This is a genomic window from Campylobacter lari (genome assembly GCF_900638335.1).
Taxonomy (GTDB): Bacteria; Campylobacterota; Campylobacteria; order Campylobacterales; family Campylobacteraceae; genus Campylobacter_D; species Campylobacter_D lari_E.
This window is the reverse complement of sequence record NZ_LR134508.1, coordinates 590,011-613,637: the sequence shown is the minus strand read 5'-3', so window position 1 is coordinate 613,637 and position 23,627 is coordinate 590,011. Positions and strand designations below refer to the sequence as shown.

23 protein-coding genes and 4 tRNA genes are annotated in these 23,627 nt (G+C 29.1%); 6 read left to right on the top strand and 21 right to left on the bottom strand.

Going from position 1 to position 23,627, the window contains the following annotated elements; all coding sequences use genetic code 11:
* Nucleotides 1-6 precede the first annotated feature (6 nt).
* The 9 genes from EL235_RS03215 to EL235_RS03175 are packed head-to-tail and all read right to left on the bottom strand — an operon-like array spanning nucleotide 7 to nucleotide 9,162.
* Nucleotides 7-2,196: a RelA/SpoT family protein gene (locus EL235_RS03215; protein ID WP_126340788.1), complete on the bottom strand. Its 2,190-nt coding sequence runs from the start codon at nucleotides 2,194-2,196 to the stop codon at nucleotides 7-9.
* Nucleotides 2,180-2,398, bottom strand: a complete 219-nt coding sequence (locus tag EL235_RS03210; RefSeq protein WP_039625821.1) for a DNA-directed RNA polymerase subunit omega — start codon at nucleotides 2,396-2,398, stop codon at nucleotides 2,180-2,182. The genes EL235_RS03215 and EL235_RS03210 overlap by 17 nt, the downstream gene beginning before the upstream one ends.
* Nucleotides 2,399-2,412: 14 nt before the next feature.
* Nucleotides 2,413-3,132 (bottom strand): UMP kinase, encoded by a 720-nt coding sequence (gene pyrH / locus EL235_RS03205; RefSeq protein WP_039625819.1) that lies wholly within the window; start codon nucleotides 3,130-3,132, stop codon nucleotides 2,413-2,415.
* A 55-nt stretch (nucleotides 3,133-3,187) separates the two neighbouring features.
* A complete protein-coding gene (locus EL235_RS03200) occupies nucleotides 3,188-4,363 on the bottom strand; it encodes a murein hydrolase activator EnvC family protein (protein ID WP_039625818.1) in 1,176 nt (391 codons plus the stop codon).
* Nucleotides 4,360-5,166: an ABC transporter permease gene (locus EL235_RS03195; protein WP_039625816.1), complete on the bottom strand. Its 807-nt coding sequence runs from the start codon at nucleotides 5,164-5,166 to the stop codon at nucleotides 4,360-4,362. The genes EL235_RS03200 and EL235_RS03195 overlap by 4 nt, the downstream gene beginning before the upstream one ends.
* Nucleotides 5,153-5,809: a cell division ATP-binding protein FtsE gene (locus tag EL235_RS03190; RefSeq protein WP_039625813.1), complete on the bottom strand. Its 657-nt coding sequence runs from the start codon at nucleotides 5,807-5,809 to the stop codon at nucleotides 5,153-5,155. The genes EL235_RS03195 and EL235_RS03190 overlap by 14 nt, the downstream gene beginning before the upstream one ends.
* A 32-nt stretch (nucleotides 5,810-5,841) precedes the next feature.
* Nucleotides 5,842-7,032: a tRNA (guanosine(46)-N7)-methyltransferase TrmB gene (trmB, locus tag EL235_RS03185; protein WP_126340787.1), complete on the bottom strand. Its 1,191-nt coding sequence runs from the start codon at nucleotides 7,030-7,032 to the stop codon at nucleotides 5,842-5,844.
* Complete coding sequence (locus EL235_RS03180) at nucleotides 7,032-8,246, bottom strand: fibronectin type III domain-containing protein (RefSeq protein ID WP_114640221.1); 1,215 nt, start codon at nucleotides 8,244-8,246, stop codon at nucleotides 7,032-7,034. Before EL235_RS03180 ends, trmB begins: the two co-directional genes overlap by 1 nt.
* Nucleotides 8,200-9,162 carry an RluA family pseudouridine synthase gene (locus EL235_RS03175; protein ID WP_114640220.1) on the bottom strand — a complete coding sequence of 321 codons (963 nt, stop codon included), beginning with the start codon at nucleotides 9,160-9,162 and terminating at the stop codon, nucleotides 8,200-8,202. Before EL235_RS03175 ends, EL235_RS03180 begins: the two co-directional genes overlap by 47 nt.
* 71 nt (nucleotides 9,163-9,233) lie before the next feature.
* Between EL235_RS03175 and EL235_RS03170 the strand changes: the two genes are divergently transcribed.
* Together EL235_RS03170 and EL235_RS03165 are read left to right on the top strand one after the other, a co-directional pair.
* Nucleotides 9,234-10,343, top strand: a complete 1,110-nt coding sequence (locus EL235_RS03170; RefSeq protein ID WP_039617986.1) for an FtsW/RodA/SpoVE family cell cycle protein — start codon at nucleotides 9,234-9,236, stop codon at nucleotides 10,341-10,343.
* Nucleotides 10,344-10,395: 52 nt separating this feature from the next.
* Nucleotides 10,396-10,472, top strand: a tRNA-Ile gene (locus EL235_RS03165).
* A gap of 262 nt (nucleotides 10,473-10,734) precedes the next feature.
* Here EL235_RS03165 and EL235_RS03160 read toward each other — a convergent pair.
* Nucleotides 10,735-10,810 (bottom strand) — tRNA-Met (locus EL235_RS03160).
* Nucleotides 10,811-10,823: 13 nt separating this feature from the next.
* Nucleotides 10,824-10,898 (bottom strand) — tRNA-Gln (locus tag EL235_RS03155).
* A gap of 108 nt (nucleotides 10,899-11,006) precedes the next feature.
* Here EL235_RS03155 and EL235_RS03150 point away from each other — a divergent pair.
* Nucleotides 11,007-12,029 (top strand): bifunctional 3,4-dihydroxy-2-butanone 4-phosphate synthase/GTP cyclohydrolase II, encoded by a 1,023-nt coding sequence (locus tag EL235_RS03150; RefSeq protein WP_126340786.1) that lies wholly within the window; start codon nucleotides 11,007-11,009, stop codon nucleotides 12,027-12,029.
* Here EL235_RS03150 and EL235_RS03145 read toward each other — a convergent pair.
* Genes EL235_RS03145 through EL235_RS03130 form a run of 5 tightly spaced genes read right to left on the bottom strand, consistent with a single transcriptional unit; the run spans nucleotide 12,019 to nucleotide 17,383 of the window.
* Nucleotides 12,019-12,969 carry an SAM-dependent methyltransferase gene (locus tag EL235_RS03145; protein WP_309472949.1) on the bottom strand — a complete coding sequence of 317 codons (951 nt, stop codon included), beginning with the start codon at nucleotides 12,967-12,969 and terminating at the stop codon, nucleotides 12,019-12,021. The genes EL235_RS03150 and EL235_RS03145 overlap by 11 nt on opposite strands.
* A 2-nt stretch (nucleotides 12,970-12,971) precedes the next feature.
* Complete coding sequence (pgp3, locus tag EL235_RS03140; RefSeq protein ID WP_114640217.1) at nucleotides 12,972-13,775, bottom strand: peptidoglycan metallopeptidase Pgp3; 804 nt, start codon at nucleotides 13,773-13,775, stop codon at nucleotides 12,972-12,974.
* Complete coding sequence (glyS, locus tag EL235_RS03135; RefSeq protein ID WP_126340785.1) at nucleotides 13,772-15,766, bottom strand: glycine--tRNA ligase subunit beta; 1,995 nt, start codon at nucleotides 15,764-15,766, stop codon at nucleotides 13,772-13,774. The genes pgp3 and glyS overlap by 4 nt, the downstream gene beginning before the upstream one ends.
* A 34-nt stretch (nucleotides 15,767-15,800) precedes the next feature.
* Entirely contained in the window at nucleotides 15,801-15,941 is a 141-nt protein-coding gene (locus tag EL235_RS07860; protein ID WP_164717489.1) for a hypothetical protein, read from the bottom strand.
* Nucleotides 15,941-17,383, bottom strand: a complete 1,443-nt coding sequence (locus tag EL235_RS03130; RefSeq protein WP_114640216.1) for an alanine/glycine:cation symporter family protein — start codon at nucleotides 17,381-17,383, stop codon at nucleotides 15,941-15,943. The genes EL235_RS07860 and EL235_RS03130 overlap by 1 nt, the downstream gene beginning before the upstream one ends.
* 222 nt (nucleotides 17,384-17,605) lie before the next feature.
* Between EL235_RS03130 and EL235_RS03125 the strand changes: the two genes are divergently transcribed.
* Nucleotides 17,606-18,358, top strand: coding sequence for an amino acid ABC transporter permease (locus EL235_RS03125; RefSeq protein WP_039617975.1), 753 nt, complete (start codon nucleotides 17,606-17,608; stop codon nucleotides 18,356-18,358).
* The gene (locus tag EL235_RS03120; protein WP_126340784.1) at nucleotides 18,351-19,079 is read left to right on the top strand and encodes an amino acid ABC transporter ATP-binding protein; all 729 of its coding nucleotides are present in this window, start codon (nucleotides 18,351-18,353) and stop codon (nucleotides 19,077-19,079) included. The genes EL235_RS03125 and EL235_RS03120 overlap by 8 nt, the downstream gene beginning before the upstream one ends.
* On the opposite strand, the gene EL235_RS03115 is transcribed toward EL235_RS03120, so the two are convergent.
* From EL235_RS03115 to EL235_RS03100, 4 genes are all read right to left on the bottom strand, one after another.
* Nucleotides 19,076-19,543: a tRNA (cytidine(34)-2'-O)-methyltransferase gene (locus EL235_RS03115; RefSeq protein ID WP_039625794.1), complete on the bottom strand. Its 468-nt coding sequence runs from the start codon at nucleotides 19,541-19,543 to the stop codon at nucleotides 19,076-19,078. The genes EL235_RS03120 and EL235_RS03115 overlap by 4 nt on opposite strands.
* A 13-nt stretch (nucleotides 19,544-19,556) precedes the next feature.
* Nucleotides 19,557-19,633, bottom strand: a tRNA-Arg gene (locus tag EL235_RS03110).
* A gap of 42 nt (nucleotides 19,634-19,675) precedes the next feature.
* Nucleotides 19,676-20,692 carry a fla regulon two-component system sensor histidine kinase FlgS gene (locus EL235_RS03105; protein WP_126340783.1) on the bottom strand — a complete coding sequence of 339 codons (1,017 nt, stop codon included), beginning with the start codon at nucleotides 20,690-20,692 and terminating at the stop codon, nucleotides 19,676-19,678.
* Nucleotide 20,693: 1 nt separating this feature from the next.
* The gene (locus EL235_RS03100; protein WP_126340782.1) at nucleotides 20,694-21,545 is read right to left on the bottom strand and encodes a DUF234 domain-containing protein; all 852 of its coding nucleotides are present in this window, start codon (nucleotides 21,543-21,545) and stop codon (nucleotides 20,694-20,696) included.
* 57 nt (nucleotides 21,546-21,602) lie between these two features.
* Between EL235_RS03100 and EL235_RS03095 the strand changes: the two genes are divergently transcribed.
* On the top strand, nucleotides 21,603-22,868 hold the full coding sequence (locus EL235_RS03095; RefSeq protein ID WP_114640212.1) for an aminotransferase class V-fold PLP-dependent enzyme: 1,266 nt from the start codon (nucleotides 21,603-21,605) through the stop codon (nucleotides 22,866-22,868).
* Here the strand turns inward: EL235_RS03095 and EL235_RS03090 are convergent, their stop codons facing one another.
* Nucleotides 22,869-23,627, bottom strand: a complete 759-nt coding sequence (locus tag EL235_RS03090; RefSeq protein WP_039617965.1) for an amino acid ABC transporter, permease/substrate-binding lipoprotein — start codon at nucleotides 23,625-23,627, stop codon at nucleotides 22,869-22,871.

Below are 23,627 nucleotides of genomic sequence, written 5' to 3'. Positions count from 1 at the left end.
CTTTTTTTAGTGATTATTATACGCATCATTTAAAGATGTAAAATCTAAGATTTTGTATCTAGCTTTTAGTCTTTCTTTTGCATTTTCAACATCTACATTATTAGGTAATTCAACCTGTACTTCAAAATAATTTGCCACTACAGGTTCTGAATCAGCTGAATTGATAGTTAAAACATTTATTTGCATTTTAGCCAAAGTAGTTAGAAAATCTGCTAAAGAACCTTTTTTATTCTCTATAGAAACGATGATTTTGTAACTTTTTATCGAGCTATCATTCCAAGAAACAAAAACCATTTCTTTATTATCTTCTATCATTTTCATTGCTTGTTCGCAAAGTTTATGGTGTATCATTGCGCCAGTTGAGTGTCTAAAAGCGATGATTTCATCTCCTCTTTTAGGCCTACAACAATAATCAAAATTAATCGTGGTTATTTTATAATTAGAACCAATCACTATACTTTCAAATTTTTGCTCATTTTGCTCAAATTTAGCCACCTGATTTTGACCCACATATTTTCTAAGAGCTATAATCACCTCTTTAAAATAGTTAAAATCCAAAGCAATTTGTCTAAGCTTTTTATTAAATTTTTCTTTTTCAAGCCATTCTTCTATAAGTTTAGAATCTTTATTAAATACTGTAGATAAAAGATTTATAGCAATTTTATTATTTAATTCTTTTTTCTTTTGCTTACAAAAATCTCTTATACTAGCTCTAGCTTTTCCTGTTTTAACACTATCTATCCAAGAACATCTAAAAAATTCTTCCTCTGAGGTTTCAATGCTAACTATATCTCCATTTTTTAACACAGTTAAAAGTGGTACTCTCATACGATTAACAAAAGCTGTTTTTGCATGAAGTCCCACTTTAGTATGAACCTCGTATGCAAAATCCAAAGCCGTAGCTCCACGTGGTAAAGTGAAAATTTCACCTTTTGGGGAATACACTGCTATATCTTCAATATATAAACTATCTTTTGCATATTCATAAAGCTCTATAGCGTCACAATCTTGTACATTGTTCCCTTCCTCTTTACCATGCATGGAAATATCTGCAAGCCAATCTAAATTTGGTGTTGTTATATTTCCTTCTTTGTATTTCCAATGTGCAGCAACACCAAATTCAGCAGTCTTGTGCATATCAAAGGTGCGAATTTGAGCTTCTATGATATTTTTTGCATCAAAAAGCGTTGTGTGTAAGGTTTGGTAACCATTTTGTTTTGGCAAGGCTATATAGTCTTTAAATCTTGAAATTAAAGGATTAAAATGCGTATGTAAAATTCCTAAGGCCAAGTAACAATCATAAACTTTTTCTACCAAAATTCTTACACCCAAAAGGTCTAAAACTTCATCAAGTCCTACACCTTTTCTTTGCATTTTCAAATAAATAGAATAATTGTGTTTAATTCTTTTATGTATAACAAAACTGCCTTGTCTAAAACCATTCTCTAAAAATAACATTTCTATTTTTGAGATAAACTCATTAAATCCAAGTTGAATTTGTTGATCTTTTGCATTTATATAATTATCAATTTGTGCGTACTCATCAGGTAGTAAAAATTTAAAACTTAAATCTTCAAGTAAATTTTTTATACTTGAAATTCCAAGTCTGTGAGCTATAGGTGCATATACTACCAAGGTTTCTTCGCTGATTCTTTTTTGTTTATCTTCTCTTAGAAAATTTAAAGTAAGCATATTGTGTAATCTATCGCAAAGTTTTATTACAAGCACACTCACATCTTCAACACCAGCTAAAAGCATATTTCTAAAAGTCAAAGCAGATTTTGCAAGTTTTTCATTAGAATTAGAGCGTGTAAGATGATCTTCTCTAATACTGACTATTTTAGTTAAACCTTGAACTAATTTGGTTACCTCTTCACCAAAATTTGCGTTTAATTCCTCTTCATTGCAATTTGTATCTTCTAAAACATCATGCAATAATGCAGCTATAATCATAGACTGCACAGGGCTTAAAAATGCCACAAAAGAAGCTACTAATATAGGATGAACTGCATATGGTTCCCCGCTTTTTCTAAATTGTCCTTCGTGTTTTTGGATACAAAAATCTACTGCTTTTTCTAAAACAGCAGATTGTGGAAAGACCATAAAAAGAATTTCTTTTGCTCTTTGTAAATCCTTACAATTTTTAACATCATCAACAAGTTTATCTAACAATAACTCATCATTTACTAGCTTCAATAAATCCCTCTAAAACGATTTTATCTTCTGCTATTTCATGTAAAGCAATATCAGTATATTTATACTTATTTTTGTCTAAATTTACTAAAGGTTCTGCGCCATTTGCTAATTCTTCAGCTCTTTTAGCCACTACAAGTGCTAGCTTATATCTATCATCTTTTAGTTTTTTTAATGCTTTTGCTGTTATTTGTTCTACTCTCATTTTTATCCTTAATTTTAGTTTTTAACAATAGAGCATAAACTCATATCGCCTTGAATAATTTTTAATAAATTTCCCTCTTTAAACATATTACACACCACAATAGGCAAAGCATTATCCTTAGCTAGAGCTATTGCTGTATCATCCATAACTTTTATGTTATCATGTAAAGCTCTTTCATAACTTAACTCATTAAGCATGATTGCATCATCAAATTTTTTGGGATCTTTATTGTAAATTCCATCTACTTTAGTTGCCTTAATGATCATATCTGCTTGAATTTCTACCGCTCTTAAAGTCGCTGCAGTATCTGTTGTAAAATAAGGATTTCCTGTACCACAAGCAAAGATAACTATACGTCCTTTTTCTAAGTGTCTATGTGCTCTTCTCATGATATAAGTTTCACAAAATGCCTCCATTTGGATAGCACTTTGAACCCTTACATCAAGTCCGGCACTCTCTAATGCTTCTTGCATAGCTATAGAATTAATCACAGTAGCAAGCATGCCCATATGATCGCCACTTGTTCTTTTTATAAGCCCATCTCTTGCAGCAGATACCCCTCTAATAATATTTCCACCGCCTATTACTATACCTACTTCAACATTTTCACTAATCAAACTTTTTATTTCAGAAGCTATATACTTTAAAATAGAATTTTCTATACCAAATCCATTTTCTCCAGCTAAAGCTTCTCCAGAAAATTTAACCAATACTCTTTTTCTTTTATTGCTCATTAATTTTCTCCTTCGATTTAAAACTATATCAAAATTCGCATTAAAAAAAACTAATTTATTTAATCATTTCTAAAGGATTGATATGAAAATTCTTTTGAGTAACTTCAAAAGTTAAATCACTCTCAACCCTACCTATAATATAACCTTTTTTGATATTTCTACCCACTTTAACCCCAGGTGCAATTTTATCTAAATGTGCATAAATAGTATGTATACCATCTTTATTTTCAACAATCACAACTTGTTTTAAAGTTGGAGTTGCTTTTGCAAAAACTACTTTACCATCTAAGACATTTCTTACAGCAGCATTAGCACTATCACTTTTTAAAACTACATTTTCATTATAAATTTTAATATTATAAATAGGATCTACATAATTTCCAAATTTTTGTTTTACCGTGTAAGATTCTAAAGGAGCGATTGTCTTAGGACCATTATAACGCTTGACACTACTTGTTTGATAGCTTGAACCCACTTGTTTTATGTTTGAATTTGGCTTTTTATCTTCTTTTTTTTGCGCTAACTTTTCTTCTTCTTTTTCCTTGATAATTTTTAACTTATTAAGTGTTTTTCTTAATTCTTGTTGTTGGGCTTGTAAATTAGAAAGTTTTCTAGTATAAATTTCCTTGTCAGTTTTTTGTTTAGCTATTTCTTGCTCTTGCTTTTTTTTAAGATTTTTAAGCTCATCGATTTGATCTTTATAGGCTTTTAAATTACTATTAACTGTAGCAATTTGTGTTTGTTTTTCTTCGATTTTTTTGCTTATATCTTCATAATCTTTTGAAATTTGGTAAAATTCTTCTTTGAAAATTTTATCCAAAACTCCAACTAATTCTAAAGCTATGATACTATCTTCACTTTCGATATAGTTTTTAGGAATTGCTAAATCATAAGCAAAATCTTTAGCAATTAAATCAATTATCTTTCCTTCGATTTTATTTTTATTTTGTAAAAGATCTTTATTTTGCATATTAAGCTGCTCTAGCGCTTTTATTTGAGTTTTTACTGAGCTTTCAAGCTTAGAAGTTTTTGAAGTTAAGGTACTAATTTCTGAAGCTATTTTTTTCAGATTTTTTTCATTATCTAAAATTTCACTTGCTAAATCCTCTAACTTTTTAGAAAGTTGCTTTACTATGCGCTCATTTTCTTTAATATCTTTTTGTTTTTGTGCAATTTCATTTGCAAATAAAACAGAAAAAGAAAACAAAAAAAGCAAAAAGCATTTTTTCATTTTCTAACCTTAAACATTACAAAATTCACACAAGCAAAACAAACACAAAGCATTGCTAAAAAAATCAAAAACAAATGCGTGAAAATACTTATTTTAGGTAAGCTAATATCCACACTTTGCAAAGCTAGTTTAATGGATTCAAGATCATAAACTTGAGTAAAAAATAATACAAGCAATAAAAATGCTATAAAACAATCAATAAAAACTATCTTATAAAGCATAAAAGATCTAAACCAAAATGGCGCTCCAAGCAAACACATGATTTCTACTCTTTGAGTATGTTCAAAAAGCCAAATTTTCATTTGTTTAAGCAATAATACAAAGCTAAGTAGTATTATAATAAACAAGAAAAACCATAATAAAAATTTCACTAAAACCAAAAGTTTATAAATTTTTGTATGCGTTTTTGAAAAAGTTTCTACTTTAGTTATATTAGGATTTTTTAAAAGCTTATCTTTTAAAGTATTTAGCTCATCTTCTGATAAAAGTTTATTGAGTTTTAAGGTATAAAATTTTGGCAATGTAGCCTTTAAAACCTCTATATTTTTAGCTGATATATCATTCTTAAGTCTATCTATCATTTCATTTGGATTTAAAATTTCTAAAGATTGAAAATGACTTATTTGATCTTCTATGCTTTTTTTATCTAAATGAGTTTTACCTACTAAAATAATATTATAATCTTTATTCAAAAGTTTTTCATAATGTTCTATAGTTTTGTTTGTAATGATTAAAAATTCAAAAGCAAACATCATTACCATTAAAGCAAATATCAAAGAAAGATGATTTTTAAAAGATTTCATTCATTCTCCCATTTTCTATATTAAAACGACGGTAATCAAGTCTTAAATTAGTAGGAATTCTATGCGTAACAACAACCACGCAAGTTCCAAGTATTTCTCTAGCTGATTTTAATAAAGTCCATATAATGTCTGAAGAATACTCATCCAAATTTCCTGTTGGCTCATCACATAAGAGCAATTTTGGATTATGTGCCAAAGCTCTTGCCATAGCCACGCGTTGTTGTTCTCCACCTGAAAGCTGAGCTGGTTTTTTATCAGCTTTAAAGGTTAAATTTACATGCTTTAAAAGCTTTGCAGCTTGTTCTTTACATACATTCTTGCTATAACCTTTAATCATCAAAGGTAGCATTACATTTTTTTCTACGCTAAATTCTTGCACCAAACGATAATCTTGAAAAATAATTCCTATTTTTTGCCTAAGCTGTAAAAGCTCAGCATTAGAAATATCCACTAAATCATTATTACAAACTTTTAAATTCCCGCTTATTGGTTCCAAATCTCCATAAAAAGATTTTAACAAAGTTGATTTTCCACTACCACTTTTTCCTGTAATAAAAACAAAATCATTATCTTTTAGTGAAAAACTAGCATTTTCTATAACAAGTTCATCATAACCAAGACAAAGCTTTTTAGCTTCTATCATCACTACTTTTTCCTTATTTACTTTATAAATTATTATTTGATATAAGAATACAATATTTCTCTTAATTTTTCTATAGCTTTTAAATTTTCTTTAGTTTTAAAAGGTTGCTCAAAGATAAATTCTATTTTTTGTGTGTTTAAAGCTATATAAACATGCTCAGGCTTATAAAAAGCACCAAAAGCTATTTTAATGATAAGCTCATCATCTTTAATGTACATTTTTTCAAAATGCAAGAAAAAATCCTCGCCTTTAAAAACTTCATTTTTAAAATTCTTTTTTATACAAACTAATTCTTCTGTGTTTAATCTTAAATCTTCAATAGCAAATTTTTGATCTTTATTTAAACTTTCACTCTTACTAAAACCACTGATGATTAAATCATATATATCTTTATTTTGTCTTTTCCAGCGATCTTCATATTTGCTTGAAATTTCTAAATTTTCATTTTTTTTAATTAAAGCTTTTAAATGCGAAAAAGTTAAAAAAGTTTCTAAGGTAAAATCAAAATACAAAAAGCTATCTGTTCTTAGTTCAAATTGTCCATTTTCTTTTAAAACTCTAGCACATTCATTTGCAAAATTTAATCCCACCACTCTACGATGAGGCTTTTTATCCCAAGGGACAGGAAAATGCAAAAAGATTTTATCTACTAGATTAGATTCAAGTACGCTTAATAATAATCTTGCATCAGTTTCTATTAATAAAACATTATTTAAATTTTCACTTAAAGCAAGTTTAGCTACTTGTTCTAACGCAGGGGTGTAAATTTCTATACCTACAACCAAAACATCAAGATTTAATCTTGCTTGATAAAGTAAATGCCTACCACTTCCAAAACCTATTTCAATATAAATTTGCTTTTTGCTTTTTATTTGCCCTAACAACTCTTTTAAATCATTAGCAATTAAAGGTGTTTTTTGGATTAACCTTGTATGTTTTAACGCCACAGCTTCACAAACTACATCTTGAGTGAAATTTTCTTTAAACACAAGTAAAGCTTTTTGTAAATACCCAATTTGCGAAGGCTTAGTGTGTTTTTCACCCTTAATAAGCCATTCTTGTTTTTTTTCATCTTTTTTAATTTGTAAAAAAAAGCTTTCTTGCTTTATACGCGTAAAAAGCAAATCTACATTTTCACCCTTAGCCATCCATAAGAATTCAACCTCATCTTTTTTAAAAGGAAGTTGAATTTCTTTTAAAATTTCACACTTAAAATTTGGCATTATTTCACCGCTGTAAATTTATCAGAAGCTTTTGATTCTATACCATTTGCATCAATAGCTATAACTTCATAACTATACACTTTTCCAGGAACAGCTGTGATGTCTTTTAATTGTTTAGATTTAATCTCTTTAAACACAGCATTGCTTCCACCGCCGCTTCTTTTAACTATATATTCCCTGGCTCTATCATCATTATCAACCCATTCAACTCTAATGCCATCATCTTCAACAGCACACAAAACAATACTTGGTGCTAATGGTGCCCCTAAGGTAATACCTTCTACAGGCTCACTTGCTATAGGACTTTCCAAGCCATCTTTATCCACCATACTAACTTTATAATATTTTTTTTCAGCCACACCTTTAACTACATCTTCATAAGTATTTTCAGAAGTTTTAGCTACCACACTAAAAGGTAAAAAAGTAGTTGAACTTGAATAAATTTTATAATAAGCAAAATCAGCATAGTCAATTTTATCCCAAGTTAAAATGATTTTTCTTGGCGCATCTTTACTTGCTTGTAAATTGCTTACCATAGGAGGAAGCGCTTTGGTAGTTGATTCGACTATCTTACTTGGAGTACTTTTAATACCATCATAAGCTAAAGCTATAATTCTATATTGAAAACTCTCATCAGGTTTTAATGAATCATCTATATATTCAGCACTTAAACGATTTTTAACCCTAGCTAATTCTTTAAATTTCATATCTTTCATATTTGCACGCTCAATGATGTATGAATTTACTCTTACATCAGGATGTGGTCTCCAAACTATTTTTACACGATTTGGCAAACCAACAATAGCTTGCACAAAAGGCACTGGATCAATCACTCTATTTGTAAAAGCTTCTATACTTATACCATCTTGAGAAACTTGTCCAAGCTCGTTAAAAGTTTTCATAGAATAATAATACCTTGTATTTGGCTCTAAATTTGTATCAGTATAATGAGTTTGAAATTTATTTTTAATTTTTGCTATAAGCTCCATAGGTGCACCAGCTGCATTTGCCCTATAAATATAATAGCCTGCTATATTTTGATCATACAATGGTTCCCATTCAAAAGCTATACTTGTAATATCACTTATACTTTTAATATTTGAAATTTTTGGTAAAGTATCATTTACTTGAGCAATTTGAGGCGAACTCATAGTTGTGCTACAAGCACTAAAAGCCAAAACAGAACTTAAGATAATCCAGTGAAGTTTTTTCATCTATCTCTCCTTGTGTAAAATTTTCTTTTAAAATTTGATAAAAATCATCAAACATAGGAGCTTTTATAAACATTAACTCTTTAGTCCTAGGATGAATAAAATAAATCAAATACGCATGAAGCATTACTCTATTATACTTTATTTTTCCTTTATATCCGTATAATTCATCTCCTAAAATATAGCGATTAAAATCTGCTAAATGTACCCTGATTTGATGGGTTCTTCCTGTGTATAACTTAGCAGCTATTAAAGAGCATTTTTTAGCACTTAATAAATTTATAAAATCTGTTTTTGCATTTTTTGCTAAAGGATTTTTAGCATTTGTAGTAATTTTTTTAAGTCTATTATTGGGACAACGCATAATAGCTTTTTCATTACTCATTTTATCATTTTTCAAAGGCAATTCACTCAAAGCAAGGTAAAATCTACCCATGCTTTTATCTAAAAGCTGATTTGCTAAAAATTGATGTGCTTGATTGTTTTTAGCTATGATGATAGCTCCGCTTGTGCCTTTATCAAGTCTATGCACAAGTCCTGCCCTATGCTCTCCATTTAAATTTGATAAAGCATAACCCTTATGCAAAAGCCAATCCACTAAAGTCGCTTCTTTAACACTACTTGCACCATGTACGACAATATTAGGAGCTTTGTTTAAAACTAAAACATCATCATCTTCATATAAAATTTCTATATCAAACTCGGGCGTGTAGCTTTCTTTGACTTCTTTTACTAAAGGTAAAAAAATACTTATTTCATCTTTTTGTTTTATTTTTTTAGAACTTTTATTTTCTAATTTTTCATTAATATATATGCAGTTTTCTTTGATTAGTTTAGCAACTTGCGAACGACTTTGCTTAAGTATATCTGATAAAAAAATATCCAATCTTTCTTCACAAAGTGATGAAATTTTTAGCATATTATATTTCCTTGTGATAAAATTTGCAATTTTAGCATATAATTACACAATATTTTGTAAAAAGGGTAGCTTTGATAAAACTTGATAGAAGAATTCTAACACATTTTGATTTTGTTCAACCTCTTTTAGTGTTACCTATCATAGCTATATCTTTTCTTTTAATTTATGAAGCAAACACACGCTTAGCTGAAAAGCAATTTATCTATACTTTAGTGGGTTTTGCAGGATTTGCATTTTTTTTCTTTTTACCTTTAAGAAGATTAATGTGGCTTATACCCGTGTTATATTGGATTAATATAGCTTTACTTTTGAGTGTGGATATTTTTGGTGTTGAAAAACTTGGTGCTAGAAGATGGCTTGAGATACCTTTTACGCATTTTACCATACAGCCTTCTGAAATTTTTAAGCCTTCTTTTATTTTAATGTTAGCTTATTTGATTTATCAAAACCCACCACCTCATAATGGCTATGGTTTAAAACAATTTTTAAAGCTAAGTTTTTATATCTTACTCCCATTTTTACTTATAGCAGGAGAACCTGATTTAGGAACAGCTTTAGTACTTTTAATAGTGGGCTTTGGAACACTTTTTATTATAGGAGTAAATTATAAAATTTGGCTTAGTATTTTTTTAGCTATAGCTATTGCTTCACCTATTATTTATAGTGATTTTTTAAAACCTTATCAAAAACAAAGAATTCATGATTTCTTAGCTGAAGAGCCAAGTTACCATGTAAAACAATCCATCATTGCTATAGGAAGCGGTGGTTTGAGCGGAAAAAAGGCTGATGAAGCCACACAAACACATTTTAAATTTTTACCTATTTCTACGAGTGATTTTATCTTTGCATATTTGTCTGAAAGATTTGGTTTCATTGGTGCAGTTATAATCATATTGCTTTACACCTTACTCATTTTTCATTTATTGAGTTTAAATTATAAGCTCAAAGATGATTATTTTACAAGAGTAGTGACAAATTGCATTGCTTTATTTATTTTCATATATGTAGCAGTAAATATATCAATGACTATAGGTTTTGCCCCTGTTGTTGGTATACCCATGCCATTTTTTAGTCATGGGGGAAGTTCTTTTGCTACCTTTATGATTTTTTTTGGAATTTTACAAAATTTAATAACCTTTAGATATTTAGCAATAGAAAAAGCAGTAAAAATAAAATTCTAAATTTAAATTAAGGAAATAAAGATATAATAACATTTTTATTTTAACTTCTGGCGGATTTATAGCTCAGTTGGTTAGAGCAACCGGCTCATAACCGGTTGGTCGCAGGTTCGAGTCCTGCTAAATCCACCATTTATTTTTTCTTTAATCTCATACATTTTTTCGATACTAATTATATAAAACACCATTTTGTTAAAACTTTTTAAATTATATTCTTGTTTTAATTATTTTTGTGCATTTTGTATTAAAATAACTTCAGATTTCCAGCATGTTTAGTTAATGTCTTAAAAATACAAAGGTTGATTTAAATCATTTAAAGCAGAATTGATATAATTTTGTGATTTATTCTGCATCTAATTCAAATTCTTTAAAAGAACTATTTTATAAAACGTATTGGTTGCGAAGGGGAGATTTGAACTCCCGACCTTCGGGTTATGAGCCCGACGAGCTAACCACTGCTCTACTTCGCGGCATCATATGAAGTGGATGGGGTAAAGGGATTCGAACCCCTGAATGACAGGACCAAAACCTGTTGCCTTACCGCTTGGCGATACCCCAATAAATGAAGTAATTTCTAAATTAAAATTGGTATTATATATTATTTTTTACATAATGTCAAGAAAAATATTATATAATTTCTAAAAAATAGAAAAAAGGAGATTAATAGTGGGATATATTAGTGTAGAACAAGCTATAAAAGAACTTCAAGATGGCAAGATGTTAGTAATGGTAGATGCAGAAGATAGAGAAAACGAAGGAGACTTGATTTTCCCTGCACAATTTAGCTCACGAGAAAAAGTAAATTTTGCCATTACTCATGCAAGAGGTGTGGTGTGTGTAGCATTGAGTGAGAATTTGGCTAAAAAATTTGAACTACCTTTAATGGTACCTAAAAATACATCAAATCACGAAACAGCTTTCACCATCACTGTTGATGCAAAAAATGCAACAACAGGGGTAAGTGCTTATGAAAGGGATATGACTATACAAATTTTTGCTGATGATAATGCAAAGGCAAGTGATTTTGTGCGTCCTGGCCATATTAATCCTTTGATAGCAAAAAAAGGCGGGGTTTTAGAAAGAACAGGTCATACCGAGGGAACAGTGGATTTATGTCGCTTGGCAGGATTAAAAGAAGCGTGCGTAATATGTGAAATTGTTAAAGATAATGGAGATATGGCTAGAAGAAGCGATTTGCTTGAGTTTTGCAAAAAACACGCTATTAATATGATTACTATTTCAGATTTAATAGAGTATCGTTTAAAAAATGAAAGTTTGATTTCTTTAATCAAAGAAGAAGACAGTATTTTAGCAGGTTTTAAAGCTAAAAAAATGACTTTTAAAGATCACAATGGAAATGAACATATAGCTTTTAGTTTTGGTGCTTTGAAAGAATGTGAGAATGTTAAATTTTATCTTAGTGGAAGCGACTTTGAGCTTCTAACTTCTAATAAATTCAATGAATTATTAAAGCAAATTGAGTTTTTAAGCCAAAAAGGTGGTGTAATCATTTTTATGAAAAATGAAAAACAAGAAAACATACAATTTAAAAATTACGGCATAGGAGCTCAAATTTTAAGGTATTTAAAAATTTCAAAAATCAAACTTCTAAGTCAAAATACCGATAAAGAATTTATAGGCTTAAAAGGTTTTGGGCTTGATATCACAAGCAGTGATTTTAAAGCTTAAATTCTAAAAACTTAAACTTATCGCCAAAGTTAAACATCAAATTTTTACTTTGGCTGATAAAGTTTTTATAAATTTGAGAGTTAGTATTTTTAGCGTGCTCGATAATTTCTTCTAAGCCAAAGTCAATTAAGGCTTGATTTTGATTTTTATATTCTAACACTTCAAAGCCCTCTTCTTTTAAAACTTGTAAAAAATGATCAAAATTTACATTATATGTAATATCACTTTTAGCAAAAAAATCTTTTAAATTCTCTTCAAAAAGATTATACACTTGGTGATTTTTATACATTCTAATACTAATTTTTTCTTCTTTTTTTGCATAATCAAAACATGCAAAAGTTAGTTTTTCGCAAGTTTGTTTTAGTTTGGATAAAAAAGGTTTATAAGAGATACAAAGCTCACTATTAGTGATAGCATATTTTTTACATTCTTTTAAAAGATCTTCATTCATAGGCTTAAAAACGATATTTAAGTCATCATCAACATATGCCATTGTTCTATCTTTTATAAGCTCACATGCAAAACAATCAAATAATTCATTAGCATAAAAAAAGGCATTTTTAAAATGACATTCTTCTAAAGAATTATAAATTTTTACATCCAAATCATACTCATCAAAAATTTTTTTTTGAACACTTCTTAACTTTTCACGTGGCTCTATGATAAAACATTCAATCTGCTCTAAAACATCAGCTCTAAGAGTGTATAAAGCTTGTATAAGATCAAGCATCAAATGCCCTTCATTTGCCCCTATTTCTACAACTTCAACCGGTAAAGTTAGCTTTTTATCATCTATAAGTTTTAAAAAATGATTGGCTAAGAGCACTCCAAACAAATTTCCCACGCTAACTGCAGTATAAAAATCTCCATTTTTGCCAACACTCACAGCTTGAGAGTAATATTTATCAATCCAGTTTTGAAAAAACTCACTAAAAGCTATCATTATAAAGCATTAAATTTAGCTATAAAATCAAGCGGATCAACTTGCACACCATTGACTAAAATTCCAAAATGCAAATGTGGTCCTGTAACCCTACCACTAGCTCCACTCAAACCTATAAGTTCACCTTTTTTTACCTTTTGTCCTACTTTTACATTAAGTTTTGACAGATGATAATACTGAGAATAAATCCCATATCCATGATCAATCACTACTGAATTTCCTGCATAGTAGCGATTTGAAGCAATCCTTACAATACCATCATTACTCGCATAAATTTTTGTCCCACTTGCTGCTCTAAAATCAGTTCCGCTATGATAGCTTTTAAGGGTATCATTAAACAATCTTGCTTTTCCAAAATCACTTGTAATTTTACTTTCTAAAGGATATGCAAAATTGCCTTCAAATAAAGCTGTATTAGTATAAGTATTATAAACCTTAATAGCTTCTTGATATTCTTTGCTAATGCGATCAAGTGTTTCTTTAGGTGGATTAACCTTAGAAGCACTAACTTTTAAAAATTCTTTTTTATAGTTTCCTTCGCTAAATTTTATGTTAATTTCTTCTTTGGAATTATCTTTAAATTCAACTATTAATTTTCTATCTTTAGGATTTTTATAAGGCATAGCTATACTAACAACGATTTTATTTTTATACTCAAAAAAAGGAAGTTTTTTAGAATTTGAGCTAATTTGTAAAAAATTACGCTCAAATTCTAAAAAAACTACTTGCCCTTTTACAAGCTCAATCTCTCTAGCTTCTAATGCAAACACTAAAAAACAAAGCAAAAAAAGAATTTTTCTCATACACTAAGCTCTTTAATATCAGCTATTTTTAAAAACTCACGATAAATTGCACATACTAAAGCTTGGCGATTGTTTTTAATATTTTCATCTTTATCATTAATCATTACTTTATCAAAAAAAGCATCAATTTGTGGTTTTAGCGCAAAAAGGCTTTCTAAAAGCTCTTGGGTATTGTTTTCTTTTGTTTTACACTGCATAAAAACTTGATATAAATCTTTTTCCTCTTGAGTGTTAAACAAATTTTCATTAACTTGAGCTTCACTCAATACTGCAATATTTGCTAAACGCTTAAAAGTAGCAAAATTTTGACTAAAATCTGCCTTATTTGCGCTTTGAATCAAAGCTTTCATACAAGAATCAATATAAATAATATCATAAGTTTTAGAGCTAAGCACAGCTTTAACAAAAGAAGCATTTACTTCATAAAAAGTATATAAACGCTCTAAGATAAAATCTAATAAAATTTTCAAATCAAAGCTTTTATATTCACTAGCTATTGCTTCTAAAAATATCTTAAGATCAAAATTTTTATTTAAAGCTAGGATAATTTTTAAAACACCATTTGCTGCTCTTCTTAAAGCATAAGGATCTTTTGTACCACTTGGGATTTTCCCCATTGAAAAAAGTCCCATAAGCGTATCAAATTTATAAGCTAAAGCTACAATAGAGCTAAATTCATTACTTGGCATAGCTGAATTATCACCATTTGGAAGGTATTGTTCTTTAATTGCTAAAGCAAGCTCATCGCTCATACCCATAGCCTTAGCATAATAAGATCCCATAATACCTTGAAGATCAGTAAATTCATACACCATTTGAGTACTTAGATCAGCTTTTGAGTATTCTATGGCTTTTAAAATTTCATCTTTTTGAGTATTAGCAAAAACCTCACAAAACTTAGTAGCGATTTTTTGTTCTCTAATAATTTTATCTTTTAAGGTTCCAAGTCCTTCAAGATAGACCATTTGGTTTATTTTATCATTATTTAAGCCCTGCGCTAAGTCATTTTTCCAAAAAAACATCGCATCACTTAATCTTGCTCTTAAAACCCTTTCATTTCCATTAATGATTTTAGAATAATTCTCACAAACTGCATTAGAAACTACAATAAAATGATTGCTTAAAGTATTGTTTTTAAATACTGCAAAATAGCGTTGGTTTTCTCTCATGGAAGTGATGATTACCTCACTTGGGATTTCTAAATACTCTTTTTCAAAATGCCCTAATAATGCCTTTGGATACTCTGTAATAGCTACAACTTCAGCCAAAAGTTCATCATCTTCTGCAATAGTAATATCATTTTCTTTTTCAAGTGTCTTTAACTGTTCAATGATAAGTTTTTTTCTTTGTTCTTGATCTAAAATAATATAATTTTGCTCAAGAGTTTTAAAATACTCATCAATGCTTTCAAAAGGTATCAAATCATAACTAACACTTCTATGCACAAAAGTACTTTTTGCACTTTTAACACCATAGTTTTCAAACTCAATCAACTCATCATTTAATACACAACAAAGCGAGCGAATAGCTCTGATAAATTCAAATCTACCATCGCCCCATCTCATAGTTTTACCAAAACTCAAGCTTTTCAAGAAAGCTTCAATCATTTGAGCTAAAACTACTTTACTTTGTAAGCCTTGCACTTGTTTTTGACAATACAAGACTTCTTTGCCTTTGATTTCTTTAAATTCAAGCTCTTCTTCTTTTAAACCACTTTTTTCTAAAAAGCTAAGTCCTGCTTGAGTAAGCTTTCCATCTTTATAAGCTATCGCCTTAGGTGCGCCTATAAATTCCACAAAAGAATCATCTTGTTTTTCTTTAAAATTTTCATGGATAAAAACTAATCTTCTAGGGGTATAGAAAAATTTAAATTCAGATTCTAAATGATACTCTTGTAAAATCTTTTCCCATTTTTTACTAATATTTGGAAGTTCTTTTAATAAAGGAATAGCAGGAAGTTCTTCTGTGCCTATTTCTATTAACAATTTCATTTTACACTCTTTTTGAAAAATTTTTTAGTGTATTTTACCTATTTTTTTTAAAATCTTTCTTTGTTTTTAGTTTTTCTTCTCTTTGTTTGGCTTTTTCTTGCATTTGGCGGTTAAAGCCAAACACAAGAAAAACCATAAAAGCTATAAACAAAGCAATAATAATATAATCTATCATTAGTCCCAACACTCTGCGTTTTTAATACCAAGCTTTGAAGCACTAAATACCGGATCTCTACCTTGTCTTTTTTGTTCGCTAAAGTCTTTTAATACCTTTTTCACTATACCACCAAGTAATAAAATAGAAATGATATTAATCGTAGCCATAAAAGCCATAGTAGTATCAGCCAAATCCCATGCAAATTTTAAATCCATATTTGCACCAATAAAAATCATAAGCACGGCGCTTGCTTTAAAAAGATTAATAATAATAGGATTTTGAGTAAGGTATTTAATATTTGCTTGAGCATAATAATAATTTCCTATCAAAGAAGTAATAGCAAATAAAACTATACTAACAGTAGTAAAATGCACACCTAAATTTCCATAATATTCTTTCATGGATTCTTGCACCAAAGGCAGTGCTGTTAAAATAGGCTTACCATCTACGCCGATATTATTTGCATAAGCAAGTGAAAATAACACTAAAAATCCCGAACTTGTACAAATAATCACATCGATTAATACAGAAAATGCCTGAATAACCCCTTGTTTTGCAGGGTGAGTTGTAAGAGCTGAAGCTGCTGCATTTGGCGCTGAACCCATACCCGCTTCATTAGAAAACAATCCTCTTTTTATACCTATAACCAAAGCAGAACCTGCAAATCCGCCAAAAATAGCTTCAAAATCAAAAGCACTTTTAAAAATCATAGAAAACACTTCAGGAATTTTATCAAAATTCATAAACATTGCTATGATAGATAAACCCACATAAATCATCGCCATAATAGGAACGATAACCGAACTTACTTTACCTATTTTAGTATGATCACCAAAAAACATATAAGCAGCAAAAACAGCTAAAATTGCTCCTATTACAATAGGCCACCAACTTTGAGCAAAACTCACTTCGCTAGCATCAACCATGCCTTTATAGTAAAACTCAAATGCTGAAGTCATAGTTTGACTTTGAAGACCATTAAATCCATAAGCATAAGTAATGATTAAAATCACCGCAAATATAGCTCCAAGCCATTTTAAATTTAAGGCTTTACTAATATAATAAGCAGGACCACCTTTAAAACTTTTACCATCACGGCTTTTATAAACTTGTGCTAAAGTACTTTCTGCAAAAGCTGATGCACCACCAAAAAACGCCATAGCCCACATCCAAAATAAAGCACCTGGTCCACCCAAAACAACAGCTACCGCAATACCTGCGATATTTCCTATGCCAACTCTTGAAGCTGTTGAAATCATCAAAGCTTGAAAAGGAGTAATATGGTGTTTTTCATGCTTTTCTTGTTTTTCTGTTAAGATATCAAACACATAAGGAAGCATTCGAAATTGCACAAAACCGGTCAAATAACTATAATAAAACCCTGTGACAATAAGTAAAATTACTAAAATAGAATAATACTGATTATTCACAAAGGCAACAAATTGGGATATAAAATCCATATTTATCTCCTTTTTTATAATTTCTGAGCATAAATTTATCATAAAAAAATGAATTTGTCATAAAAAAATATAATTTTATATTAAATTTATTTTATTTTTTATAGCTATGTGAAAATTTAACTCAAAATATTAGTAATAAAATCATATAAGACACCTTTAAGTAAAAAAAAAACTTAATTTTTATACACTTAGATTTTTAAAAAATTTATCAAGGTGTGCAAATTGAAACAAAATACGATGAAAATTTTTGTATTTTTTGCCATTATTGTTTTTTGGGCTTATTTTTCATTTCCTATTGAAATTTTACAAGTCAAAGATCAAAATGGTTTAGCCACAGGTGAATATGCTTATACCATAGAAGCTAAAGCTTATGTTCATAGTTATTTCACAACACTTGGTTTAACAGTGGGTGGAATTTTAATAGGCATTGTGCTTGGTTTTTTTCTAGCATTTTTAAGATTTTTAGAAATCCAAAGTTTAAATTTTATTATAGATGAATACATAGACATTATACGCGGAACTCCTTTGCTTTTACAACTTTTGATTTTTTCAGTAGTGATTTTTGCTACTTGGAGTGATAATTTTTATGTGGCTATTATCGCGCTTGGACTTAATAGTTCTGCTTATGTAGCTGAAATCGTAAGAAGTGGAATTCAAAGTGTAGACAAAGGTCAAATGGAAGCAGCAAGAGCAATGGGGCTTAATTATTCTGCTTCTATGAGACTAATCATCTTCCCACAAGCAATTAAAAACATTTTACCTTCTTTAATGAATGAATTTATTTCCTTATTTAAAGAAACTTCAATAGTAGGTTATATTAGTGTTATGGATATTACCATGCAAAGTAAAAGCTTGCAAGCAATTTATTATAATCCTAAACCTATTATTTTTACAGGACTTGTGTATTATGTAAGTGTTAAAATTTTAACACTTATTGCAAGATTCATAGAAGTGAGATTAAATAAACATGATTAAAATAGAAAATTTGATTAAAAAATACGGAGATTTAGAAGTCTTAAAAGATATTAGTGTTGAAGTGCACAAAGGCGATATTATTGCTATTATAGGGCCTAGTGGGGGTGGAAAAAGTACTTTTTTACGCTGTTTAAATAAACTTGAAACACCAGATAGTGGTAATATTTATATCAATAACATTAATATACTTGATAAAAAAACAGATATCAATAAAATTCGTCAAAAAGTAAGCATGGTATTTCAACATTTTAATCTTTTTAATAATAAAAATGTTTTAGAAAATTTATGCTTAGCACCAGTACAAACTAAAATCATGAGTAAAGATGAAGCAGTAAAAAAAGCGCGAGAACTACTCAAAAAAGTTGGCTTAAGCGATAAAGAAAGCTATTTTCCTCACAAGCTTTCAGGTGGACAAAAACAGCGTATTGCTATAGCAAGATCATTGATGATGAATCCTGATGTAATTTTATTTGATGAACCAACTTCGGCTCTTGATCCTGAAATGATAGGTGAGGTTTTAAACATCATGAAAGAGGTGGCTAAAGAAGGTCTAACCATGCTTGTAGTTACACATGAAATAGGATTTGCAAGAAATGTAGCCAATCGAATTTTCTTTATGGATAAAGGCATTATAGCAGTAGATGAATGTCCTAAAATAGCCTTTGAAAACCCAAAAAATGAAAGATTGAAAGAATTTTTAAATCAAGTTTTAAATCATTAAAATTTTTCAAAAGAGGCAAAATTTTGCCTCAAAGCCTCATAACTCACTATACCTACACTTGTAGCTAAATTTAAACTTCTACCACAATCTTTCATCGGTATAGTAATAGCATTTTCCCATTTTTTTTGCATTAAATCCATAGGCAAACCAAAACTCTCACTACCAAAAAACAAAAAATCACCTTTTTGATAATTTACGTCAAAATAAGCTTGAGTAGTTTTAGTTGTCGCAAAGAAAAATCTATCTTGAAATTTTTCATACTCTTTTAAAAAATCTTCTAAACTATCCCATAATAAAGGATTTAATTTTTTCCAATAATCAAGCCCTGCTCTTCTAACCGCCTTTTCATCAATACTAAAAAGTGGATTAATAATATGCAAAGCAAATCCTGCATTAAAACACATTCTACCTATACTTCCTGTATTTTGTGGTATGCGAGGCTCGACCAAGACTATATGAAACATCTTTTTCCTTAAATGGTGTCCCCAGCAAGGTTTGAACTTGCGGCCTCAGAATTAGGAATTCTGCGCTCTATCCAGCTGAGCTATGAGGACAAATATTTTTATTATTTTAAGAAAAAATTTATTTTATAGAGCTTAAATTTTAAGCTCTATAAAAAAACATTTTGGATTTTCATCAAAACCTAAAACTCCATTATGTGCATCAATAATTTGTTTTGATAAAGAAAGCCCTAGACCATTACCTTTTAACTTAGTTGTTTTAAAAGCTTCAAAAACCATTTTCTTATCTTTAATACTTACTCCATTATCATAAACTTTGATAAAAACTCTATCTTCTTTTTGCTCGCACTTAACCTTTATACAACCATCATCTTTTTCACTTTCTTCAATAGCATCTATGGCATTATAAAGTAAATTTTGCAAAACCAAAGCAAGCAAAGATTTATCTGCATTGATTTTTAAATCCAAAAATTCAAATTTAAAATCAATATTAGCTAGATAATTATAAGTTCCAACAGCCTGCTCGCATTCATCTTGTAATTCTTTTAAATTAAACTCATTTAAATTAACATGCACACCTTTTGTAAAAAGCAAGGTAGAATTTACAATACGCTCTACTCTTGAAATTGCTTTTTGAATTTCTAAAACTATATGCTTGTTTTTTAACTCACTTCTCTCAAACAAAGTAGAGCTTAATAAAGAAATAGAGCCGATAGGATTGCGTATTTCATGTGCTAAGTGTGCAGCAACTGTTCCCATACTGGCTAATCTTTCATTTCTTTTTTCATCACTAATATCTGTTGCATTTACTATAAGTTTATCAGTGTGAGAAGTGATTTTGATTAAATAAAATTTATGATCAAACTCAAGCTCATAATGTGTTTTATCAAGATCAATACACTCTAAAAGTTCTGGTTTTTGCGTAGCTAAGTTATTTTGTAAAATGATATTTTTATTTGCATCTAAAATCCACAAAGCCATAGGTAAAACCTCTATAATCTCACTTACCATTTGTCTTAATGCCGTGTAGTTTTCATTAAGTTGCTTATATTCATTTTCTATAACATAGGTTTGTTCTATTAGTGCTTTTAAACCTTGTTGTAAGTTTTCTTTTTCACTAGAATCTAAACTTTTTAAAATATTTTCATCCATATTAATCCTTAATCAAAAAATCAAAATCATCTAAAGTATATAAAAGCAAATTACGCTCTTTATTTAATACAAGTTCTTTGCTAAAACCTTGCTTTGAGAAAAGCACATATAAATTAGGTTGGATTTGCAACTGCTTTGCTTTATTTTTTAAAGTATTTAAAATATTTTTACATATTTTTCTTTCTTTAAATTTAACCTCACCTAAAACACAAAAATTATTTTCTTGATAGTACAAATCTATTTCATGGTGATAATTCCAAAAACTATATACTTGATTCACTTTAAGCTTTTTGGCTAAAAATTCTTTGCACAAAAGCTCAAAAGTAAAGCTTTGATATTTTTCTAAATTTTCTTGGATTATTTCTATTAGCTCATTATATTTTTTCATCGCAACTAGGTTTAAGTTAGGATATATAAAATAAAAGAAAAATCTTAATCCTTGGTTTTTAAAAACAACCTTATCTTGAATACTGTATGAGCGCAATTCTTTTTTAATTTTTTGTCTTTTATTTTTTATAATAGGTTTTTCTTGACTTTTTTCTAAAATCAAAATATTTCTTTCTAAAAGCTTATTAATAAGTCCTAGTGCTTGAAAATGCGGAATAGATTTATTAATAGAATAGCGTTTTCTATCATTTTTACTCAAAACACTTAAAGCTTTTAAGCTATTTTCATCTAAATTTAAATTAGCTAAAATATCAAAAGCATTTGAAACAAAAACATTTAAAATATTATCATACAAACTTAATTTCAAATCAAATTCAAATTCATCAAAAACACTATAAAAATCAAAAATACTTTTAAGCTCTAAAGAATCACAATGCTTTGAAAATTCACTAAATTTTATAGTCATATCCTTATTTTAAATATTTTGTATGTTATAATTTTAACAAATTTTTAGGGGAATTTTTTGGATATTGAAACATTAAAAAAAGATATTATTTTAAAAAAAGGAATATATTATTTTGATTTTACGGCTAGTGCTTTAGCGTTAAAAAGCATAGAAAAGGAAATTAAAAAAATTCTTACTACCTATGCAAATACACATTCAGATAGCTCTTTAAATTCTTTCATTACACAACAACATTATGAAAATGCAAGAATAAATTTAAAAAAATACCTTGAATTAGATGATAGTTTTGCTCTTATAGCTTGCGGGAGTGGATCTTCAGCTGCTATTAAAAAATTTCAAGAACTATTAGGTTTGTACATACCCCCGCTTATTAAAGAAAAATATTTTAAAAATACAGATAAAAATATCTTGCCTTTGGTTATAGTAGGGCCTTATGAACACCATTCTAATGAGCTTTCATTTAGAGAGGCTTTGTGTGAATGTGTTCGCATACCCTTAGAAAAAAATGGCGAGCTAGATTATGTTTTTTTGGAAGAATTATTAAAAAAATCTAAAAACAGACAAATCATAGCAAGCTTTAACGCAGCTTCTAATGTTACTGGAATTTTAAGTGATTATAAAAAAATCTACACTTTAATCAAGCGATATAATGGAATAGTTGCTTTTGATATTTCCACCTTAGCTCCTTATGCTAATTTAGATTCTAAATTTTATGATGCGGTGTTTATCAGCTCTCATAAGTTACTCGGAGGTGTAGGATCTTGTGGTTTACTTGCTATTAAAAAAAGTCTATGTGGTAATACTCCTAGCTTTGCTGCAGGTGGAACCGTAGGCTATGTTTCAAGAACCTCTCAGCAATACTTGTGCGAAGTTGAAAATTTAGAAGAAGGTGGTACACCTGGAATTATTCAACTAATTAGAGCAAGTTTAGCTTTTAAAGTACGTAATGAAATAGGTTTAAAAAATATAGAAAAAAAAGAAAAAGAACTTTGTGAATATTTTTTCAAGCAATGTGCAAATTTTCCAAAAATGATCTTATATGCAAAAAATATCACTCATAGATTACCTATTTTTGCTTTTAATATAGAAGGAATTTCTCCTTTTGATTTAGCTTATAAATTAAGCAAAACCTATAAGATAGAAACAAGAGCAGGTTGTGCTTGCGCAGGACCTTATGGGCATGATTTGCTCAATCTAAAAGACAATCAAGAATTAAAATCTAAACCAGGTTGGCTAAGAGTGGGTTTTCATTATACACATACAAAGGAAGATATAGAGTTTTTTTTTAAAGCCTTGAAAGCAAGTATCAAGGCTTTAAGTTAATTATTGCAAATCGTATTTTTCTACGATTTTTTGGTAAGTGCCATCAGCTTTAACTTTTTCTAAACCTGCATTGATTTTTTGAACAAGCTCAGTTTGTTTTCCTTTATCAAAAGCTACACAAAAACCTGAACTTCCATCATTTTCTTCTAAAAATGCTTCTAATTCTTCATTAGTTTTTAAATAACCTTTACCAATATCTTTATCTGTTAAAACTGCATCTACTTTGCCAGCTTTTAAAGCTAAAATTGCCGCTAACATTTCTTCACTTGCAACTACCTGAGCATTTGGAATAGCCTTAGCAGCACTTTCTTGAATAGTTCCAAGTTGAACACCTATTTTTTTACCTTCTAAACTTTGCTTATCGCTAATACTAGAGTCTGTTTTTAATTTTAAATATAAATTTTTAGTATTAAAATAAGTATCACTAAAATCCATACTTGTTAATCTTTGTGGTGTTGAGCTCATAGCAGAAGCTATCATGTCAATCTTTCCAGCTTTTAAAGCAGGGATTAAACCATCAAAACTCATATTTACCCATTCAAGTTTTAAATTTTCTCTTTTTGCTATCTCTTCTAATAAATCAACATCAAAGCCGGTAATTTTTGCATCTTTAATAAAATCAAAAGGAGGATAATTTGCAGCTATACCTACTTTATAAACCTTTTCACCAGAAGCACTAGCTTGACTTTTATCGCTTGAGCAAGCACCTAAAGCTAATATACCAAATAACGCTAAAACAACATATAATATTTTTTTCAT

Bases quoted from the DNA above. Each gene is read 5' to 3' on its own strand.
- EL235_RS03105 (WP_126340783.1), bottom strand. From the start codon at position 20,692: ATGGATGAAAATATTTTAAAAAGTTTAGATTCTAGTGAAAAAGAAAAC.
- EL235_RS03100 (WP_126340782.1), bottom strand. From the start codon at position 21,545: ATGACTATAAAATTTAGTGAATTTTCAAAGCATTGTGATTCTTTAGAG.
- EL235_RS03180 (WP_114640221.1), bottom strand. From the start codon at position 8,246: ATGAAAAAACTTCACTGGATTATCTTAAGTTCTGTTTTGGCTTTTAGT.
- EL235_RS03090 (WP_039617965.1), bottom strand. From the start codon at position 23,627: ATGAAAAAAATATTATATGTTGTTTTAGCGTTATTTGGTATATTAGCT.
- EL235_RS03175 (WP_114640220.1), bottom strand. From the start codon at position 9,162: ATGCTAAAAATTTCATCACTTTGTGAAGAAAGATTGGATATTTTTTTA.
- EL235_RS03200 (WP_039625818.1), bottom strand. From the start codon at position 4,363: ATGAAAAAATGCTTTTTGCTTTTTTTGTTTTCTTTTTCTGTTTTATTT.
- EL235_RS07860 (WP_164717489.1), bottom strand. From the start codon at position 15,941: ATGATAGATTATATTATTATTGCTTTGTTTATAGCTTTTATGGTTTTT.
- EL235_RS03115 (WP_039625794.1), bottom strand. From the start codon at position 19,543: ATGTTTCATATAGTCTTGGTCGAGCCTCGCATACCACAAAATACAGGA.
- pgp3 (WP_114640217.1), bottom strand. From the start codon at position 13,775: ATGAGAAAAATTCTTTTTTTGCTTTGTTTTTTAGTGTTTGCATTAGAA.
- EL235_RS03210 (WP_039625821.1), bottom strand. From the start codon at position 2,398: ATGAGAGTAGAACAAATAACAGCAAAAGCATTAAAAAAACTAAAAGAT.
- EL235_RS03120 (WP_126340784.1), top strand. From the start codon at position 18,351: ATGATTAAAATAGAAAATTTGATTAAAAAATACGGAGATTTAGAAGTC.
- EL235_RS03195 (WP_039625816.1), bottom strand. From the start codon at position 5,166: ATGAAATCTTTTAAAAATCATCTTTCTTTGATATTTGCTTTAATGGTA.
- pyrH (WP_039625819.1), bottom strand. From the start codon at position 3,132: ATGAGCAATAAAAGAAAAAGAGTATTGGTTAAATTTTCTGGAGAAGCT.
- trmB (WP_126340787.1), bottom strand. From the start codon at position 7,032: ATGCCAAATTTTAAGTGTGAAATTTTAAAAGAAATTCAACTTCCTTTT.
- glyS (WP_126340785.1), bottom strand. From the start codon at position 15,766: ATGAAATTGTTAATAGAAATAGGCACAGAAGAACTTCCTGCTATTCCT.
- EL235_RS03130 (WP_114640216.1), bottom strand. From the start codon at position 17,383: ATGGATTTTATATCCCAATTTGTTGCCTTTGTGAATAATCAGTATTAT.
- EL235_RS03190 (WP_039625813.1), bottom strand. From the start codon at position 5,809: ATGATAGAAGCTAAAAAGCTTTGTCTTGGTTATGATGAACTTGTTATA.